General features: G+C 72.5%; 18 protein-coding genes. 10 read left to right on the top strand and 8 right to left on the bottom strand.

Annotated elements, in window-relative coordinates:
* On the top strand, positions 1-1,044 hold the full coding sequence (locus I5071_RS02560) for a hypothetical protein (protein ID WP_236520279.1): 1,044 nt from the start codon (positions 1-3) through the stop codon (positions 1,042-1,044).
* Positions 1,045-1,049: 5 nt separating this feature from the next.
* Here I5071_RS02560 and I5071_RS02555 read toward each other — a convergent pair whose 3' ends face one another.
* Positions 1,050-1,667: a DUF6992 family protein gene (locus I5071_RS02555; RefSeq protein WP_236520278.1), complete on the bottom strand. Its 618-nt coding sequence runs from the start codon at positions 1,665-1,667 to the stop codon at positions 1,050-1,052.
* Positions 1,668-1,843: 176 nt separating this feature from the next.
* Between I5071_RS02555 and I5071_RS02550 the strand changes: the two genes are divergently transcribed.
* Together I5071_RS02550 and I5071_RS02545 are read left to right on the top strand one after the other, a co-directional pair.
* Entirely contained in the window at positions 1,844-2,686 is an 843-nt protein-coding gene (locus I5071_RS02550) for a transketolase (RefSeq protein WP_236520277.1), read from the top strand.
* On the top strand, positions 2,683-3,627 hold the full coding sequence (locus I5071_RS02545) for a transketolase family protein (protein WP_236520276.1): 945 nt from the start codon (positions 2,683-2,685) through the stop codon (positions 3,625-3,627). Before I5071_RS02550 ends, I5071_RS02545 begins: the two co-directional genes overlap by 4 nt.
* On the opposite strand, the gene I5071_RS02540 is transcribed toward I5071_RS02545, so the two are convergent.
* From I5071_RS02540 to I5071_RS02525, 4 genes are all read right to left on the bottom strand, one after another.
* Positions 3,628-4,389, bottom strand: a complete 762-nt coding sequence (locus tag I5071_RS02540) for a hypothetical protein (protein ID WP_236520275.1) — start codon at positions 4,387-4,389, stop codon at positions 3,628-3,630.
* Positions 4,386-4,979 carry an RNA polymerase sigma factor gene (locus I5071_RS02535; RefSeq protein WP_236520274.1) on the bottom strand — a complete coding sequence of 198 codons (594 nt, stop codon included), beginning with the start codon at positions 4,977-4,979 and terminating at the stop codon, positions 4,386-4,388. The genes I5071_RS02540 and I5071_RS02535 overlap by 4 nt, the downstream gene beginning before the upstream one ends.
* Positions 4,980-5,091: 112 nt before the next feature.
* Positions 5,092-5,838: a metallophosphoesterase gene (locus I5071_RS02530; RefSeq protein WP_236520273.1), complete on the bottom strand. Its 747-nt coding sequence runs from the start codon at positions 5,836-5,838 to the stop codon at positions 5,092-5,094.
* Positions 5,835-6,593: a TrmH family RNA methyltransferase gene (locus tag I5071_RS02525; RefSeq protein ID WP_236520272.1), complete on the bottom strand. Its 759-nt coding sequence runs from the start codon at positions 6,591-6,593 to the stop codon at positions 5,835-5,837. Before I5071_RS02525 ends, I5071_RS02530 begins: the two co-directional genes overlap by 4 nt.
* On the opposite strand from I5071_RS02525, the gene I5071_RS02520 reads away from it, so the two are divergent.
* Complete coding sequence (locus I5071_RS02520) at positions 6,592-7,371, top strand: RluA family pseudouridine synthase (RefSeq protein ID WP_236520271.1); 780 nt, start codon at positions 6,592-6,594, stop codon at positions 7,369-7,371. The two genes, I5071_RS02525 and I5071_RS02520, sit on opposite strands and share 2 nt — an antisense overlap.
* On the opposite strand, the gene I5071_RS02515 is transcribed toward I5071_RS02520, so the two are convergent.
* Positions 7,368-7,943 (bottom strand): universal stress protein, encoded by a 576-nt coding sequence (locus I5071_RS02515; protein WP_236520270.1) that lies wholly within the window; start codon positions 7,941-7,943, stop codon positions 7,368-7,370. The two genes, I5071_RS02520 and I5071_RS02515, sit on opposite strands and share 4 nt — an antisense overlap.
* A gap of 77 nt (positions 7,944-8,020) precedes the next feature.
* Here I5071_RS02515 and I5071_RS02510 point away from each other — a divergent pair, with 77 nt between their 5' ends.
* Positions 8,021-8,935 carry a hypothetical protein gene (locus tag I5071_RS02510; protein WP_236520269.1) on the top strand — a complete coding sequence of 305 codons (915 nt, stop codon included), beginning with the start codon at positions 8,021-8,023 and terminating at the stop codon, positions 8,933-8,935.
* A gap of 93 nt (positions 8,936-9,028) precedes the next feature.
* Here the strand turns inward: I5071_RS02510 and I5071_RS02505 are convergent, their stop codons facing one another.
* Complete coding sequence (locus I5071_RS02505; RefSeq protein WP_236520268.1) at positions 9,029-9,829, bottom strand: sigma-70 family RNA polymerase sigma factor; 801 nt, start codon at positions 9,827-9,829, stop codon at positions 9,029-9,031.
* Positions 9,830-10,009: 180 nt separating this feature from the next.
* The gene (locus I5071_RS02500; RefSeq protein WP_236520267.1) at positions 10,010-10,804 is read right to left on the bottom strand and encodes a PhzF family phenazine biosynthesis protein; all 795 of its coding nucleotides are present in this window, start codon (positions 10,802-10,804) and stop codon (positions 10,010-10,012) included.
* A 167-nt stretch (positions 10,805-10,971) separates the two neighbouring features.
* On the opposite strand from I5071_RS02500, the gene I5071_RS02495 reads away from it, so the two are divergent.
* The 5 genes from I5071_RS02495 (at position 10,972) to I5071_RS02475 (ending at position 16,132) form a co-directional block, all read left to right on the top strand.
* Positions 10,972-11,451 carry a hypothetical protein gene (locus tag I5071_RS02495; RefSeq protein WP_236520266.1) on the top strand — a complete coding sequence of 160 codons (480 nt, stop codon included), beginning with the start codon at positions 10,972-10,974 and terminating at the stop codon, positions 11,449-11,451.
* A 69-nt stretch (positions 11,452-11,520) separates the two neighbouring features.
* Entirely contained in the window at positions 11,521-13,371 is a 1,851-nt protein-coding gene (locus I5071_RS02490) for a serine/threonine protein kinase (RefSeq protein WP_236520265.1), read from the top strand.
* Between the two features lie 78 nt (positions 13,372-13,449).
* A complete protein-coding gene (gene egtB / locus I5071_RS02485) occupies positions 13,450-14,712 on the top strand; it encodes an ergothioneine biosynthesis protein EgtB (protein WP_236520264.1) in 1,263 nt (420 codons plus the stop codon).
* Positions 14,713-14,723: 11 nt separating this feature from the next.
* Complete coding sequence (gene egtD / locus I5071_RS02480) at positions 14,724-15,683, top strand: L-histidine N(alpha)-methyltransferase (protein ID WP_236520263.1); 960 nt, start codon at positions 14,724-14,726, stop codon at positions 15,681-15,683.
* A gap of 74 nt (positions 15,684-15,757) precedes the next feature.
* Positions 15,758-16,132 (top strand): hypothetical protein, encoded by a 375-nt coding sequence (locus I5071_RS02475; RefSeq protein WP_236520262.1) that lies wholly within the window; start codon positions 15,758-15,760, stop codon positions 16,130-16,132.
* Positions 16,133-16,180: the final 48 nt, after the last annotated feature.

Genomic DNA, 16,180 nt, shown 5'->3' with positions numbered 1-16,180 from the left:
ATGTCGCAGCGGGGTGTGGTGGGGACGTTGCTCGTGGTCGTCCTCGGGTGCGGCGGCACACCCGAGGTACGCGGCGCGTCGGGCGAGACGGTCGCGAGCGGGAGCGAGACGAGCGCGCCGGTGTCGAGCACGCCGGCGTCAGCCACACAGCGCGCGTTCCGGTCGATCGCGCTCGCGGAGAGCACGACGTGGGTGGTGCGCGCCGACGGGACGCTCGCGTGCGTCCGAGACGGAGAGCCGGTGCAGACGATCACCGAGATCGACGGGGCGACGTCGGTCACGGCCGGCTTCGTGTCCTGCGTGACGACCGAGGGCGGTCGCGTGCGCTGCGTGCGGCGTTGCGAGGCGAGCGCGGAGATCGAGGACATGCCGCTTCCGTTCGCGAGCGATCGGGTGGTGGTCGACGGTGTGCACGACCGCGTGTGCGCGCGCGCCAGCGAGGGAGGCGATCTCGCCTGCGTCACACGCGGCGCGCAGGAGCTCCTCGTGTCGGGCACGAGCGAGGTGCACGGCGGCTATGGAGCGGTGTACGCGATCGACGATCGCGGCACGCTGTGGTGCGCGGGCGAGGGGGCGTGCGCGCGCGCCGTCGCCGCGAGCGCGGCGATCGACGATCTGCGGCGCGCGGAGGAGGTCGGCGCGTGGCCGCCGCTCGGCGAGATGACCGCGGTGCCGCCGACCGCGATCGCGGCGGCAGGACGCGTGCGCCGGCTCGCCCTGGACGAGGGGATGGTCTGCGCGGAGCGCGACGACGGTGCGGTCGTGTGCTGGGGCGAGCTCTTCGCGCCGGTCGAGGTGCCCGCGGTGCGCGGCGCCGACGAGCTCGTGTCGTGGGCCGCGCGCATCTGCGCGCGGCGCGGTGGTCGCGTCGAGTGTGTGCGGCCCGCCGCTCACGACGAGGTGCTGCGCTTGCCCGTCGAGGGTGTGGTCTCGCTCGCCTCGCGCGGGATGCGGCTCTGCGCGGAGACGCGCGAGGGCGCGCTCTCGTGCACGCGCTTCGGGGGACCCCACGCCGAGGTCGTGTTCTCGCCGGTCGAGCTCTGACTCGCCTACTCGAGCGCGAGGAGATCGTCGCCGCGCTCCATCGAGCGGACCCACACCGTGAGATCGAACGCGAGCAGCCCGAGGCCCTGGGCCGCCATCGCGACGCCGTAGCCCTCCAGCGCGGGCTCGCGCGTGTCGAGCAGGTTCGCGATCACCGCGAGCAGGACACCCGTCGTGATGTAGAAGACATCGAGCCCCGCGTTCACCGCGAGCACGGTCGCGCTCGCGTACTGATCGCGCGCCAGCGCGCGGGTGCGCTCCTCGCGCGTCGCGCCACGCAGCAGGCGATCGTCGTCGCTGCTGCGCGCGAGGCCGCCGCCGAGATCGAGCATGCCGAGCGAGAACGCCGCGTTCACCGCGCCCCACCCCACCGTGCCCAGGCCCGCACCGAGCCACCACGGATCGTCGTGGCCCACACCGGCTGCGACACCGCCGAGCACCACGCTCGCGAGACCGAACGTCAGCAGCACGAGCCCCTCGTCGATGCGCTCGCTGCGGTGCGACAGACGCAGCGTCGCGAGGCGCTCGACCGCGCGGTCCTCGCGCGCGAGGACCTGCGCCGAGGCCGTCCCTGGAAGCGCGACGACGAGCAGCGCGACGAGCGCGAGCGCGTGGGCCCTCATGGGCGCGAGAGCATACCTTTCCGATCCGGAATTCAACGGCTCGCTGCGCAGCCAGCTCCCGTCCGTGCCCGAGACGGGCACTACCGTCCGCCGGCTGCTTCGCGAGCACTCCTGTCGCGTCCCGAATTCGCGTGCTAAGAGGCGCGCGCCCGCGGCCCCGCGGGTGCGGAGGACCGATGGATCGGCAGGCCACGATCGCGACGCTCGCAGCCACTTGCACGCGCCTGCGGCGCGACATCCTCGAGATGATCACCCACGCAGGCAGCGGCCATCCCGGCGGCTCGCTCTCGGCCGTGGATCTGATCGAGACGCTCTACTCGAAGCACCTGCGGCAGGGGGCGCAGCGCGCGAACGACCCGACGCGTGATCGCTTCGTGCTGAGCAAGGGGCACGGCGTGCCCGCGCTCTACGCGGTGCTCGCGCACCACGGCTATTTCTCGCGCGATCTGCTGCCGACGCTGCGCAAGCTCGGCTCGCCCCTGCAGGGCCACCCGGTGGTCGGCACCGTGCCCGGCATCGAGGCGTGCACCGGCTCGCTCGGTCAGGGCCTCTCGGTCGCGGTGGGCATGGCCCTCGGCGCGCGCCTCGACGGAAACGGCGCGCGCGTGTGGTGCATGATGGGCGACGGCGAGATCCAGGAGGGCCAGGTCTGGGAGGCGATGATGAGCGCCTCGAAGTACCGGCTCGACAACCTCGTCGCGATCGTCGACTCGAACAAGGCGCAGATCGACGGCCTCGTGAAGGACGTCATGCCGCTCGAGTCGATCGAGGAGAAGGCGCGCTCGTTCGGCTGGCTGACGACGCGCATCGACGGGCACCACTACGGCCACATCCTCGACGCCTACGAGTGGGCGGAGAAGGCGGAGGGCGCGCCGAAGCTGATCGTGGCCGACACGATCAAGGGCAAGGGCGTGTCCTTCATGGAGAGCGAGCTCGTGAAGTGGCACGGCGTCGCGACGAACAAGGAACAGCTGGAGAAAGCTCTCGCGGAGCTCGATCCGGAGGTGCTGGGATCATGAGCGAGCAGAAGCCCAAGGCGTCCCGTCAGGCGTTCGGTGAGGCGCTCGCCGAGCTCGGCGCGAAGCACACGGATCTCGTGGTGCTCGACGCGGATCTCGCGAAGAGCACGAAGAGCGAGCTCTTCGCGAAGAAGTTCCCCGAGCGCTTCTTCGAGATGGGCATCGCCGAGCAGAACATGGTCGGCGTCGCGGCGGGCCTCGGACTCGCCGGCAAGAACGCGTTCTGCTGCTCGTTCGCGTGCTTCGTCGCGGGGCGCTTCGAGACGATCAAGATCTCGGTCGCGTACTCGGGCGGCAACGTGAAGATCGTCGGCACCCACGCGGGCGTCGGCATCGGTCCCGACGGCTACTCGCAGATGGGCCTCGAGGACCTCGCGCTGATGCGCACGCTGCCGACGATGGAGGTCTATCAGCCGGCGGACGAGCTCGAGACGCGGCAGATCGTCGAGTACCTCGCGACGCATCGCGGCGCGGGCTACCTGCGCCTCACGCGCCAGGACCTCACGCCGGTGCACGGCCCCGCATACAAGTTCGTGCCGGGCAAGCTCGACGTGCTCGCCGAGGGCAAGGACGTCGCGATCCTCGCGACCGGCGGCCCGACGTTCCACGCGGTCGACGCGCGCAAGAAGCTCGCGGCGGTGGGCATCGACGCGGCCGTGATCAACGTGCCGAGCATCAAGCCCTTCGATCGCGACGGCATCGCGACGTGGGCGACGAAGGTGCCGCTCTTCGTGAGCGTCGAGGACCACAACGTGCTCGGCGGCATGGGCGGCGCGGTGGCCGAGGTGCTCGCGGAGGTCGCGGGGGCGCGCGCGCGCCTGCACCGTCACGGCATCCCCGACGTGTTCGGCGAGAGCGGCGAGCCCGAGGATCTCTACCGCAAGTTCAAGCTCGACGCGGACGGCATCGTCGCCGTCGTGCGCGAGCAGCTCGGTCGCTGATCAGCTCGTCCGCGCGAGCGCGGGCAAGCGCGTGATCGCGGCGCCGATGAGGGCCGCCGCGATCACGCCGCCCACGTGCGCGCCGAGCAGGTGATCGAGCTGGCGCCCCGGGCACACCGCGCGCAACGCGAGCTGTCCGGCGAGCGCGCCCGAGACCGCGACCGTCGCCATCGCGAGCGGACCGAGCGCCACGCGCGCGCGCCACGCCACGAGCGCGATCGCGACGAGCGGCACGACCGCCGCGATCAGCTCGAGCACCGCGCACGCCGCGCCGTGGTGCTCGCCGCTGCCGTCGACGTCGACGACGCCGAGCACGATCGACGTCCCGAGGCCGAGCGCGAGCGCGAACGCCGCGTCGCGGCTCGTGTTGCGCACCAGCGCGGCCGCGCCGCGTCCCGCCACCACGCCGATCACGCCGATCGCCACGGTCCACGCGACGTCGCGCACCGGCGGCATCAGCACCGCGAGCGCGACGAACGTCGCCATCGCCGCGGCGGGCAGCGTGAGCGCGCGCGGCCACGAGAGATGCGCGCGCTCGAGCCGTGCGAGGACCGCGGCTTTCGCGCGCGAGAGCGCGAGCGGCGAGGGACGGGGCGGCGGTGCCAGCGCATCGAGCGAGGACGCGAGAGCACGCGCATCCTCGAGCAGCGCGGCGCACGCCGGACACTCGCGAGCGTGGCGCTCGGCCGCGACGCGCTCGGGATCCTGGGCGTCGAGCATCACGAGGCCGGCGACGAGATCGCGCTGCAGGTGCTCGCTCATCGCTCGCCCCTCCCTTCGCGATCGTCGAGATCGGCGAGCGTGGTGCGCAGCGCGTCGTAGGCCCGGAACGCGCGCACCCGGACCGCGACCTCGGAGATCGACTTGCCCTCGACCTCGCGCAGCGCGATCGCGATCTCGCCGAAGCTCATGCCCTCGAAGCGATGCAGCAGCACCACGATGCGCTGGCCGTCGGGGAGCATGTCGACCGCGCGCCGCACGCGCTCCGCCGCTTCGTTCGCCTCGGGCCACGCATCGGCACCGCCCTCGACCGGCAGCGGCATCGAGTCGAGCGCGTCGTCGCCGATCTCCTGGGTGCGATAGCGACGTCGCAGCTCGTCGATGCGCACTCGCGCCGCGATCCCGAAGAGCCAAGGTCGCACCGGGAGATCGCTGCGATACGTGGCGCGCGCCGCGTGGATCTTCATGAACGTCGTCTGCACCAGATCGTCGGCGATCGCGCGGCTGCGGAAGGTGCGCGCGAAGAGCGCATGGACGCGCGCCGCGTAGCGGGTGAAGAGCACCTCGAACGCGCGCGCATCGCCCGCGACGTACGCGCGCATCAGCTCTTCGTCGCTCGCGGTCGCGTCCATCGCCGCCACGGAGCGACGTACCACATCGGCCCCGATGAGCGCAGCCGGGAGCCCTTCGAGCGGAGACGCGTGCACTTCGAACAGGCGATTCGTGCGGCGCCCGACGAACGTTTCAGTCGATCTCTTCGCGATCGATCGCGACGTACTCGCGGCGTGCGGGCACCTGGACCACCTCGCACGCCGGCAGGATCAGCGCGGTGAGCCGCCCGCCGAACACGCATCCGGTGTCGATGCCCCAGCACGCGACGTCCTCGCGCGGACGATCGACCCGCGGCTCCTCGAGCCCGTGCACGTGATGCCCGTAGATCACGCTCTCCGGGCCACCCCAGCGCGTCGCCCAGGGAACGCTGCCGGGCGGACGCTCGCGCGGGTCGCCGGTGCTGACGAACTTGCCGCGCTCGTCCACGTCGCGGATGCGCACGATCACCGGCGTCTTCTGCTCCGCGAGCGTGCGGCGCGGCTCGAACCCCGCGTGCACGACCAGCCACCCACCGGGGAGGCGCTTCCACGCGGGCAGCGCGCCGATCCACCGCCAGTCGTCGTCCGAGAGCGCGAGGTGCTGCGCGAGGCGCTCCTCGGGCATCTCGCGCATCGGATTGCGGTAGTCGGGATCTCGCGCGCGCCGCTGCTCGTGGCGGCGATAGCGGAGGTGCTTCTCCTCGTGGTTTCCGAGCACCGCCTCGGCGCCGACCGAGCGCGCGCGCCGCACCACGCCGACGGGATCGGGCCCGCGATCGAGCATGTCCCCCGCGAGCACCAGCCGATCGCGGCCCGGCCGGTGCTCGATCATGCGCAGCAGCTCGTCGAGCTCGTCGAGACAGCCGTGCACGTCGCCGACGACGATGCAACGCACGCTCATCGCGAAGAACCTCGGTCCCTGGATCTCGTGCTCGCCCACGACGCCAGCAAGACCCCCGCGGCGACGCTGACGTTGAGCGACTCGACCGCGCCGGTGCCCTCGATCACCACACGATCGGTGCACGCGTCGAGCACCGCGTGGCGAAGGCCCTCACCCTCGCTGCCCATCACGAGCACGACGCGCTCGGGCCAGCGCAGCTCGCGCAGCGGGCGCGCCCCGCGAACGTCGGCGCCGACGACCGCGAACCCGCGCGCCGCGAGCTTGCGCAGCGCGTCGGGCAGACGCTCGGTGCGCGCCATCGCGAGGTGCTCGGCGCCGCCCTGCGCCACACGAACCGCGGCGGGCGTGAGCGGCGCGCGATCGGTCGGTCCCTCGACCAGCAGCGCGCCCGCGCCGAAGAACGCGGCGCTGCGCACGATCGCGCCCACGTTGTGCGGGTTCGCGACGTCGTCGAGCGCGAGGATCGCGCGCGCGTCGCGCCATCCGATGAGCGCGTCGACGTCGAGCACACGCCGGGGTCGCGCCGCGAGACAGATGCCCTCGTGGTGCACCGACCCCGCGATCTTCGCGAGATCCTCGTCGGTCCGCTCCTCGAACGCGATGCGCCGCGCCGCGGCCTCGCGCAGGGCGGGCGCGAGCTCGCGCTTCAGCGACGCGGAGAACGCGATGCGGATCACGTCCCCCATGCGCCCGGTGAGCACCGCGCGCGTGGCGGCGATGCCGTAGACCTTCTCGTGGGGGACGCGCGACGCCATGGCGCGCCGGTCCTACATCGCGGGCTCGATCTGCGCTATCCGCATCGAACGGCCAATGACGCGAAGAGGTCGCACCCCACCCCGACCCACGTCGCGCGCGCCCGCGCCTGCGCTCGATTTCGCGTCGTGGATCGTGTGGCGCGACGCGCACCTCGTCGCGGTCGACAAGCCCGCCGGCGTGCTCTCGCAGGGCGGCGAAGGCGGCGCCGGGGTCAACCTGGTCGATCTCGCGCGTGCCCACCTGGGCCGAGGCGGGATCGGGGTCCTGCACCGGCTCGATCGCAACGTGTCGGGCGTCGTGTTGCTCGCGATCGATCCCGAGGCCGCGCGGGGCCTCAGCGAGCAGCTCGCGAAGGGCGAGGTCGAGCGCGAGTACGTCGCGATCGTGCGCGGCACGCCGAGCGACGATGCGCTGGTGATCGACGCGCCGCTCGTGAAGGACGCGCGCACGAACGAGGTCCGCATCGGCGCCGAGGGCAAGCCCGCGCGCACCGAGGTGCAGGTCGTGTCGCGGTTCCGCGCGCCGCTCGGCGCGTGCGCCGCGCTCGTCGTGCGCCCGATCACCGGTCGCTCGCACCAGATCCGCGTGCACCTCGCCCACGTCGGCCTGCCGATCATCGGCGACCCGAAGTACGGCGTCGCCGCGCAGGGCGTGCGCAGGCCCCTGCTCCACGCGCGCCGCATGCGCTTCGTGCACCCGATCACGCGCGAGCCGATCGAGATCGTCGCCCCGCCCCCCTGGCGCGCCGACGCGCTGCGCGCGCTCCGACGAAGCTAGATCAGCCCCGCGATGTGCGAGTCGCGGCGCCCGACCTGGATCACGTCGCTGACGATGCTCTTCTTCGAGAGATCCTCGCCGGGCCGCGCCGGGTCGAGCTGCTCGGTCTTCTCGAGCCCCTGGAAGTCCTTGGGACGCGCGACGATCACCGGCAGGCGCGCGACCCGCACGAGATCCGACGCGACCGATCCCAGCAAGAGCCGCTCGACCCCGCGCCGCCCGTGGGTGCCGACCACGATCGCGTCGGCGTCGTAGTCCACCGCGATCTGCTGCAGCACCTTCACCGGATCGCCGAACCGCACGTGCAGCCGGGTGCGCTGCGAGACGTGCAGGTCCGCGCAGATGCGCTCGACGCGCTCCGCGAGCCGCTGCATCGCGCGCCCGAGGTGGCGCGACATGTCGTCGACCGCCTTGAGCTGCACCGCGGGATCCGCCGCGATCGCGTACACCGGATGCACCTCGCTCCCCGGCACGCGCTGCGCGAGCCGGAGCGCCTCGACGAGCGCGACGTCGCCCGCCTCCTCGAGATCCATCCCCACCACGATGCGATACGCCTGCTCCGACTGCGCCATGTCCCCCGCTCCTCTCTTCTCGATGCGCGGCAGGTACGCCCCTTTGCAGGCCGCGCCACCGTCTCCACACTCGCGCGATGCGCGCGCTCGTGCCGTGCCTCTCGTTCTTGCTGCTCGCGTCGTGCGGCGCGGCGCCCGAGCGTCCGTCGTTCCCCGCACGGCCGCGGCGCACCGCGTCGAGCGAGTTCTGGGCGCGATGGGGCGACGGCCTCGCCGAGCTCTCGACCTATCGCGGCACCGTCTCGCGCTACGGCGAGCCGCGCCCGGCCGAGCAGGTGCTCGTCTACGTCACCGAGCCGCTCGATCGCGACACGTTGATCAAGGACGACGACGCGCCGCGCGATCGCCGCGTGCAGGTGCTGAAGCTCAACTCGATGCTGCGCTTCCAGACCGGCATCTACCCGTACGGCGTGATGACGAGCGTGTTCGCGCCGGTCGACGCGTACTACGCGGAGCGCTTCGCGCCGGCGAAGATCACGATGAGCGCGCAGGAGTGGTGCGGGCACGTGTTCGCGGGCGTGTGGCCCGGGCAGGGCACGTTCTTCGCGCGCGGCCTCTCGTACTTCGCGAGCGAGGGCGAGCGCGACGAGCTCGTGCACGTCGGCGAGGGCGCGCTTTACGAGGACGCGCTGCCGATCCAGCTGCGCGAGCTCGACGGCGACTTCGCGGGCGGCGGCGACTGGTCGGGCATGCTCGTGCCCTCGCTCTGGCGCGCGCGCCGCGATCACACCGCGCTCGCGCCGGTGCGCGCGACGATCACCCGATCGCGCGAGGCCGACGTCACGCGCTTCACGCTGCGCGCCGGCGACTACGAGCGCGTGTTCGAGGTCGAGGCGACCGGCGCGAAGCGCATTCTTGGTTGGACGACCAACCAAGGCGAGTCGATGCGCGTCGTCGCCACCGATCGAATGCCGTACTGGGAGCTCAACCAGGTGGGCGAGGAGAGCGCGCGCGAGCGCATCGGACTGCCGCGCGATCTCCTCACTCCCTGATCACGAAAGAAATCGGCTCGCCGCTCCGGCCCCTTCCGTCCGCGCGCTCCGCGCGCTCCGTCCGGGCCCTCCGGGACGAGCACTCAGGCAAATTCACGCCGCCGCGGGGACGACCCCTCGCAGCGCGCTGCGCAGCGCCGCGTGCGCGCGCTCCTCGAGCTGACGAACGCGCTCGCGGCTCACGCCCATCTCGCGACCGAGCGCCTCGAGCGTCTGGGGCTCGTCGGCCATCGCGCGCGCCTCGAGGATGCGACGCTCGCGATCGCCGAGCCGCGCCATCGCCTGCGCGAGCACCTCCTGCACGACGTCCTGCTGCTCGCGATCCGCGAGCTCGTCCTCGGGCGTCGCGCTGCTCGAGGGCAAGCGCTCCACCGTCGCGGGACCGCCCTCGACCGGCGCGTCGAGCGAGGTGTCGCGCTGCGCGAGCAGCGGCCACAGCGCGATCGATCGCGCGAGCGGCATGCCGCTCTTCTCCGAGAGCTCCTCGGGCGACGTCGCGCTTCCGTCGCGATAGCGCCGCAGCGCGGTGCGCTCGGTGTGGGTCGTCCCGATGCGCACGATGCGATACGCGCGCACGACGTAGTCGCGGATCTCGCCGCGGATCCACGTCGCGGCGTAGGTCGCGAGGCGGCACTCGCGGTCGGGATCGAACTTCGCGGCCGCGCGCAGCAGGCCGAGGTTGCCCTGCTGCACGAGGTCTTCGAAGGGCACGCCCCAGCGCCGGTACTCGCGCGCGATGGTCATCACGAAGGGCAAGCACGCGGCGACCAGCTTCTCGCCCGCGAGGCGATCACCCGCGGCCCAGCGGCGCGCGAGGTCGCGCTCGGTCGCGGCATCGAGGGTGTGCACGTCGCGCAGGTCGCGGCGGTAACGGTCGAGCAGGGTGAGGCTCATGACGTTGCTCCGAGGCTTCATCGATGCGCGCCGGGAAGGGTCCGGCTCGCGTCGGCGCCCCTCCTGTGCATCGGTCGTGCCGCGTCGTGACATCTCATTTCCACGCAGGTTCCGCGCGGCGATCACGCGCGCTGTCCGGAGCTCCGTCGCCGTCCTGTCCAGCGGACCGACAGCGCGTCGTCAGAGGAGCAGGACACCGCGCTCGATCAACACCGCGCTGCCCTCGAGGGTCACGCGATCGCCGCGAAGCTCGCACCCCATCTCACCTCCGCGCGCCGACACCTGTCGCGCGCGCAGCACAGTCCTCCCCAGACGAGCGGCCCAGAACGGCGCGAGCGTGCAGTGCGCGGAGCCCGTGACCGGATCTTCGGGCACGCCCTGTCGGGGCGCGAAGAAGCGCGAGACGAAGTCGACGTCCGCGTCCTCTCCGTCGCCGCGGGACGTGACGGTCACTGCGTACGCATCGATCTGCGCGACACGTGCGAGGTCGGGCGACATCGCGCGCACCTCGCGCGCGCTACCGACGACGATCACGAGATCGCGCGCGCGATGGGCCTCGATCGGCGTGACGCCGAGCGCCTCGGCGACGCCTGCGGGCACCTCGCACGGCACCGTCGGTCGCGCGGGGAAGTCCATCGCGAGCGTCTCGCCGCGCGGCTCCACGGTGAGCACGCCGCTGCGCGTGTGGAACCGCATGACACCTCGCGCACGACCGAGCACCGACGAGAGCACGTGCGCGGTGGCGAGCGTCGCGTGGCCGCAGAGGTCCACTTCGCGCGTCGGCGTGAACCACCGCAAGTCGAACTCACCGTCGGCGCGCGGCGCCACGAACGCGGTCTCGCTGAGCGCCTTCTCGAGCGCGATCGACTGCATCGTGCGCGCGTCGAGGAACGCGTCGAGCACGCACACGGCGGCAGGGTTTCCCGCGAACGGACGCGTCGTGAACGCGTCGACCTGGTAGCAGGGGATCTCCATGCTCGGAGCATCCGTTCGACGGCCCGTGCATCGCCACGTCCGCGATGTCCGGTTGGTACGGACCAGGAGGAGCCAAGATCCGCGCACGTCGCGACGTACCATCGCGCCGGGGGCTCGGAGTGCGAACGCTGCGGATCGTGGGCTCGTGCGGAGAGGACTGGTCGCGCATGACGCCGCGCGAGGGCGGCCGTCACTGCGCGCACTGCGATCGCGTCGTCGTCGATCTCACCGCCGCGACTCGAGCGCGCGCCGAAGCGATCGCGAAGCGAGGCGCCTGCGCGCGCGTGCGGGTCGACGCCGAGGGCGCGCCGGCGTTCCGTGATCCTCCGCTCGTCCCGCTGCGCCTCGTACCCTTGCGGAGGGCAGCGAGCGGGCTGGTGCTCGCAGCCGCCGTCAGCGCGTGCGAGCCGAGCGCGCCGGTCGCGATCGAAGCCGCGCCGATCGCGCTCGATCTCGGTCCGCCGATGATCCCGATGAGCGAGCGATCCGAGCCCGAGCAGGACGCAGGCGTCGACGCTGCCGTACCGACGGTCGAGGAGGACACGCGCCCCACCGCGGCTCAGCGCGCACGAACGCGCCGCAAACACCGCCCTCCGGTCGCTCCGCCGCCGCAATTCGACATGGGCTACATGCTGTACTCCGACTGAAGAAACACGCCCTGCGTTGACCGCGCGCGCCCACACCACGTACCGTCGAGCCGCCGTTCGGAGCACGCCATGAGTCACGAGACGCTCGTCACCGAAGGTGGCGCCGATCCCCGCATCGGCATGTTGCTCCAGGACCGCTATCGCATCCTTCGCAAGCTCGGCGAGGGCGGCATGGGCGCGGTCTACGAAGGCGAGCACGTCCTCATCAAGCGCCGCGTCGCGATCAAGTGCCTGCACTCGCACTACGCGAACAGCCCGGACATCGTCGCGCGCTTCCACCGCGAGGCGCTCGCGGCGACGTCGATCGGTCACCCGAACATCATCGAGTGCACGGACATGGGGCGCTTCCCGGACGGAGCGTTCTTCATGGTCCTCGAGTTCCTCGACGGCCGCGACTGGGCCGCGGATCTCGCGACGACCGGGCCGCAGCCGCTCGGGCGCGTCGTGCACGTGATGGCGCAGGTCTGCGATGCGCTCGGCGCCGCGCACGCGAAGGGCATCATCCATCGCGACCTGAAGCCCGAGAACATCTTCCTCATCAAGCGCGGCAGCGATCCCGACTTCGTGAAGGTGCTCGACTTCGGCATCTCGAAGATGCAGGACCAGACCGGCGATCCCGAGGCGCAGGCGAAGAGCAAGGGGCTCACGCGCACCGGGATGGCGATGGGCACGCCGTACTTCATGGCGCCCGAGCAAGCGCAGGGAAAGCGCGACATCGATCACCGCGCCGACGTCTACGCGCTCGGCGTGATCCTGTTCCAGGTGCTCACGGGGCAGTACCCGTTCGACGACGACTCGTACCCGATGCTCGTCGTGAAGATCTGCACGCAGGACGCGCCGCACATCTCGCGATGGCGCCCCGATCTGCCCGACGCGGTGCAGGCGCTCGTGATGCGCATGCTCGCGAAGTCGCCCGACGCGCGGCCGCAGACGTGCGCGGACGTGAAGGCGGCGCTGGAGCCGTTCCGCTCGCAGATGAGCGCGCCGGTGATCGCGGCGGACGCGCCGAGCACGGCGAGCCTCGCGCCCGGCACGTTCGGTCAGGCGCCGGCGGCGATCCCCGCGACCACGCCCGCGCAGCAAGCGGTCGTCGTGCCGGAGAGCGGCGCGAGCACCGGGCCCTTCGCGGCGCAGCCCGCGATCACGCCGGTCCCGAAGAACACGCCGGCGTCGTCGCGCGCGAGCGTGACGCCCTTCGCGACGAGCGACGCGGACGAGCTGCCGCGCGCGAGCACGCTGGCGCCCCCGACCTCGCGGGCGCCGATGATCGTGGGCGCGGTGATCGCGGTGCTCGGGCTGATGGGCATCGGCGGTGCGATCGTGATCGCGAGCAGCGGGCCCGAGCCCGAGGCCGCGACGACGCCGCCGGTGATCGCGGCGCAGCCTCCGGCGCCCCAGGAGGCGACGCCCGCGCCGCCTCCCGTCGAGCCGACGCACGTCGAAGCACCGGCCGAGCCTGCGCATCCGCAGGCGACGGTGACGGTGCAGATCTCGACGGAGCCCGAGGACGCCGAGGTCTATCTCGACGATCGGCGCATCCCGAATCCGTTCGACGGCGACCTGCCGCAGACCACCGAGCCGCGGAACCTGCGCGTGCAGCGCGACGGCTACGTGACGCAGGTGCAGGACCTCGTGCTCGAGTTCCCGCAGCGCGTGCGCGTGCGCCTGACGCGCGGTCGTGGCGTGCAGGATCACAGCACCGCGGGGCGTGCGGCGTCGGCGCGACGTGCCTCGACGCCCACCGCCACGCGCGAAGAGCCCGCGATCGTGCCCGCCGCGACGCCGGAGCCCGAGCCGCAGCGTGCTGCCGAGCCCACGCCGCCGCCCGCGGCCGAGACGCCGCGCACCACCGAGCCCGCAGCGCCGGCCGAGGGCGAGGGCGGTCGTCGCACGCTGAAGAACCCGTTCGGACGTCGCTGACGCACGCGCGCCGGCGCGGTCGGCCACGCCCCCGGAGCGCCGTTCACGGCGGCGCGCCGTGTGCGTATGTCCTCGTGCATGGCGGTCGATCGCGATGCGCTCCGTGCGCGCTACGACGCGGTCCGCGCGCGCACCGAGGCGCTCGTGGGCCCGCTCGGCGTGGACGAGCAGCTCGCGCAGGCGTTCGCGGACGCGAGCCCGACGAAGTGGCACCTCGCGCACACGACGTGGTTCTTCGAGCGCTTCGTGCTGCGCGCGTTCGCGTCGGGGCACGAGCCGGTCGACGCGCGCTACGACTACCTCTTCAACTCGTACTACGAGGCGGTCGGTGCGCGACAGCCGCGCGCCGAGCGCGGGCTGATCGTCCGGCCGACGCTGCCCGAGGCGCACGAGTACCGGCGGCGCGTCGACGACGCGATGCGGCGGTTCTTCGCGCGCGCCGACGACGCGACGTTCGCGCGTGCCGTGTTCGCGATCGAGCTCGGCACGCACCACGAGGAGCAGCACCAGGAGCTGATCCTGACCGACGTGAAGCCGCTGCTCGCGGCGTCGCCGATGCGCGTCGCGTACGCGCGCGCGGAGCGCGAGGAACACTGCGCGCCGGCGTCTCTCGAGTGGATCGCCCAGCCCGGTGGGCTCGTCGAGATCGGGGCGCGTCGCGAGGACGGCTTCGCGTTCGACAACGAAGGGCCGCGCCATCGCGTGTGGCTCGACGCGTTCGAGCTCGCGTCGCGCTGCGTGACGTCGGGCGAGTACCTCGCGTTCGTCGAGGACGGTGGCTACCAGACGCCCGCGCTCTGGCTCTCGGATGGATGGGCCCACGCCCGCGCGAACGATTGGTCGGCGCCGATGTACTGGGAGCGCGACGAGCACGGCGCGTGGCACGAGCGGACGCTCCGCGGGCGCGAGCTGCTCGATCGCGACGCACCGGTCTCGCACCTCAGCTTCTACGAAGCCGACGCCTACGCGCGCTGGGCGGGGGCGCGCCTGCCGAGCGAAGCGGAGTGGGAGGCCGTCGCGTCCTCGTGCGCGATCGACGGCAACTTCGTCGAGTCGGGTCGCTTCCATCCGCGCGCCGCGCGCGAGCGCGGGCTGACGCAGACGTTCGGTGACGTGTGGGAGTGGACCTCGAGCGCGTACGCGCCCTACCCGCGCTACGCGCCGTTCGGCGGCGCGTTCGCCGAGTACAACGGCAAGTTCATGTGCAGCCAGCTCGTGCTGCGCGGCGGATCGTGTCTGTCGCCGCGCGCGCACCTGCGGGCGACCTACCGCAACTTCTTCCCGCCCTCGGCGCGGTGGCAGATGACGGGTCTGCGCCTCGCGCGATGGACGGACGTCTAGGAGGAGGTCACGTGCGCGGATCCGAGTCGATCTCGTCGTTCGATCACGAGCGCTCGCGCTTCGAGCAGGACGTGCTGCGAGGGCTCGCGACGTGGCCACGGTCACTGCCCTGCAAGTACTTCTACGACGAGCGCGGCTCGCGGCTCTTCGATCGCATCACGACGCTCGCCGAGTACTACCCGACGCGCGCCGAGACCTCGCTGCTGCAGGAGCACGCGCGAGAGATCGCGACGCGCCTCGGGCGTGCGGTCGATCTCGTGGAGCTCGGCAGCGGGAGCAGCGCGAAGACGCGCATCCTGCTCGACGCGCTGATCGCGCCCGCGCGCTACGTGCCGATCGACATCTCGGCGAAGTACCTCGCGGAGAGCGCGCGGAGGCTGAGCGCGTCGTATCCCTCGCTGCGCGTCGAGCCGCGCGTGGCGGACTACGCGCGGCCGATGACGCCGTTCGCGATGCCGCGGGTCGCGACGCGACGTGCCGTGTTCTTCCCGGGATCGAGCATCGGGAACTTCGAGCCCGACGAGGCGATCGTGTTCCTCGATCGCGCGCGGCAGATCGCGGGGCGCGGCGGCGTCGTGATCGTGGGCGTGGATCTGCCGAAGGACGCGGCGGTGATCGAGGCCGCGTACGACGACGCGCAGGGCGTGACCGCAGCGTTCAACCGGAACCTGCTGGTGCGCATCAACCGCGAGCTCGACGGGGACTTCGACGTGGACGCGTTCGCGCATCGTGCGCCGTGGGATGCGGCGCGACGGCGCGTCGAGATGCAGCTCGTGAGCACGCGCGCCCAGAGCGTGCGGGTCGCGGGGCGGCGCTTCGCGTTCGCGGAGGACGAGGTGATCGTGACCGAGCACTGCTACAAGCACGGCATCGAGGACTTCCGGGCGATGGCGCGCGCCGCGGGGCTCGGCGCGGGACCGGTGTGGACCGACTCCGAGGTGCGCGTGAGCCTGCACTGGCTCGACGCTTGACGGTCGAGAGCTGGCGGGCAACTGTCGTGTCCGTGCGCCCTCGCTGGCTCCGTCGCCGTTCGCCCGTCCGCCGCGTGAGCATGCGCGCGATCGCGGGCGTGCTCGCGATGGTGCTCGCGACCGCGGCGGGCACCGCGGGATGGAGCTTCGTGTGGTGCGCGCCGATGAGCCAGGCGCAGCTGCACTGCTGCTGCCCCTCGGCGCCGCGCACCCACGACTCGGTCTCGCGGGATTGCTGCGACGAGCGGAGCATGCCGAGCGTGCCCCGCGTCGACGCGCATGACGCGACGCCCCGGATGATCGCGGCACCGCTGATCGGCGTGCTCCCGCTCTGGGCGTGGCTCGGCGGCGAGCGCGTCGAGGAGAGCGCGGCGCGCGAGCTCGACGTGGAGGCGCGCGCCGGGCCCTCGATACGACGGCACGCCTCGATCTCCGTCTTCCTCCTCTGATCCACCGCGCGGGTTTCTCGGTCCGGTGCGCTCGTGCGCGCCGCGGGA

Origin of the sequence: Sandaracinus amylolyticus (genome assembly GCF_021631985.1) — a bacterium.
Taxonomy (GTDB): domain Bacteria; phylum Myxococcota_A; class Polyangia; order Polyangiales; family Sandaracinaceae; genus Sandaracinus; species Sandaracinus amylolyticus_A.
The sequence above is the reverse complement of the archived record's forward strand: the minus strand, read 5'-3'. Positions and strand labels throughout refer to the sequence as shown.

Bases quoted from the DNA above. Each gene is read 5' to 3' on its own strand.
- I5071_RS02560 (WP_236520279.1), top strand. From the start codon at position 1: ATGTCGCAGCGGGGTGTGGTGGGGACGTTGCTCGTGGTCGTCCTCGGG.
- I5071_RS02555 (WP_236520278.1), bottom strand. From the start codon at position 1,667: ATGAGGGCCCACGCGCTCGCGCTCGTCGCGCTGCTCGTCGTCGCGCTT.
- I5071_RS02550 (WP_236520277.1), top strand. From the start codon at position 1,844: ATGGATCGGCAGGCCACGATCGCGACGCTCGCAGCCACTTGCACGCGC.
- I5071_RS02545 (WP_236520276.1), top strand. From the start codon at position 2,683: ATGAGCGAGCAGAAGCCCAAGGCGTCCCGTCAGGCGTTCGGTGAGGCG.
- I5071_RS02540 (WP_236520275.1), bottom strand. From the start codon at position 4,389: ATGAGCGAGCACCTGCAGCGCGATCTCGTCGCCGGCCTCGTGATGCTC.
- I5071_RS02535 (WP_236520274.1), bottom strand. From the start codon at position 4,979: ATGGACGCGACCGCGAGCGACGAAGAGCTGATGCGCGCGTACGTCGCG.
- I5071_RS02530 (WP_236520273.1), bottom strand. From the start codon at position 5,838: ATGAGCGTGCGTTGCATCGTCGTCGGCGACGTGCACGGCTGTCTCGAC.
- I5071_RS02520 (WP_236520271.1), top strand. From the start codon at position 6,592: ATGGCGCGCCGGTCCTACATCGCGGGCTCGATCTGCGCTATCCGCATC.
- I5071_RS02525 (WP_236520272.1), bottom strand. From the start codon at position 6,593: ATGGCGTCGCGCGTCCCCCACGAGAAGGTCTACGGCATCGCCGCCACG.
- I5071_RS02515 (WP_236520270.1), bottom strand. From the start codon at position 7,943: ATGGCGCAGTCGGAGCAGGCGTATCGCATCGTGGTGGGGATGGATCTC.
- I5071_RS02510 (WP_236520269.1), top strand. From the start codon at position 8,021: ATGCGCGCGCTCGTGCCGTGCCTCTCGTTCTTGCTGCTCGCGTCGTGC.
- I5071_RS02505 (WP_236520268.1), bottom strand. From the start codon at position 9,829: ATGAGCCTCACCCTGCTCGACCGTTACCGCCGCGACCTGCGCGACGTG.
- I5071_RS02500 (WP_236520267.1), bottom strand. From the start codon at position 10,804: ATGGAGATCCCCTGCTACCAGGTCGACGCGTTCACGACGCGTCCGTTC.
- I5071_RS02495 (WP_236520266.1), top strand. From the start codon at position 10,972: ATGACGCCGCGCGAGGGCGGCCGTCACTGCGCGCACTGCGATCGCGTC.
- I5071_RS02490 (WP_236520265.1), top strand. From the start codon at position 11,521: ATGAGTCACGAGACGCTCGTCACCGAAGGTGGCGCCGATCCCCGCATC.
- egtB (WP_236520264.1), top strand. From the start codon at position 13,450: ATGGCGGTCGATCGCGATGCGCTCCGTGCGCGCTACGACGCGGTCCGC.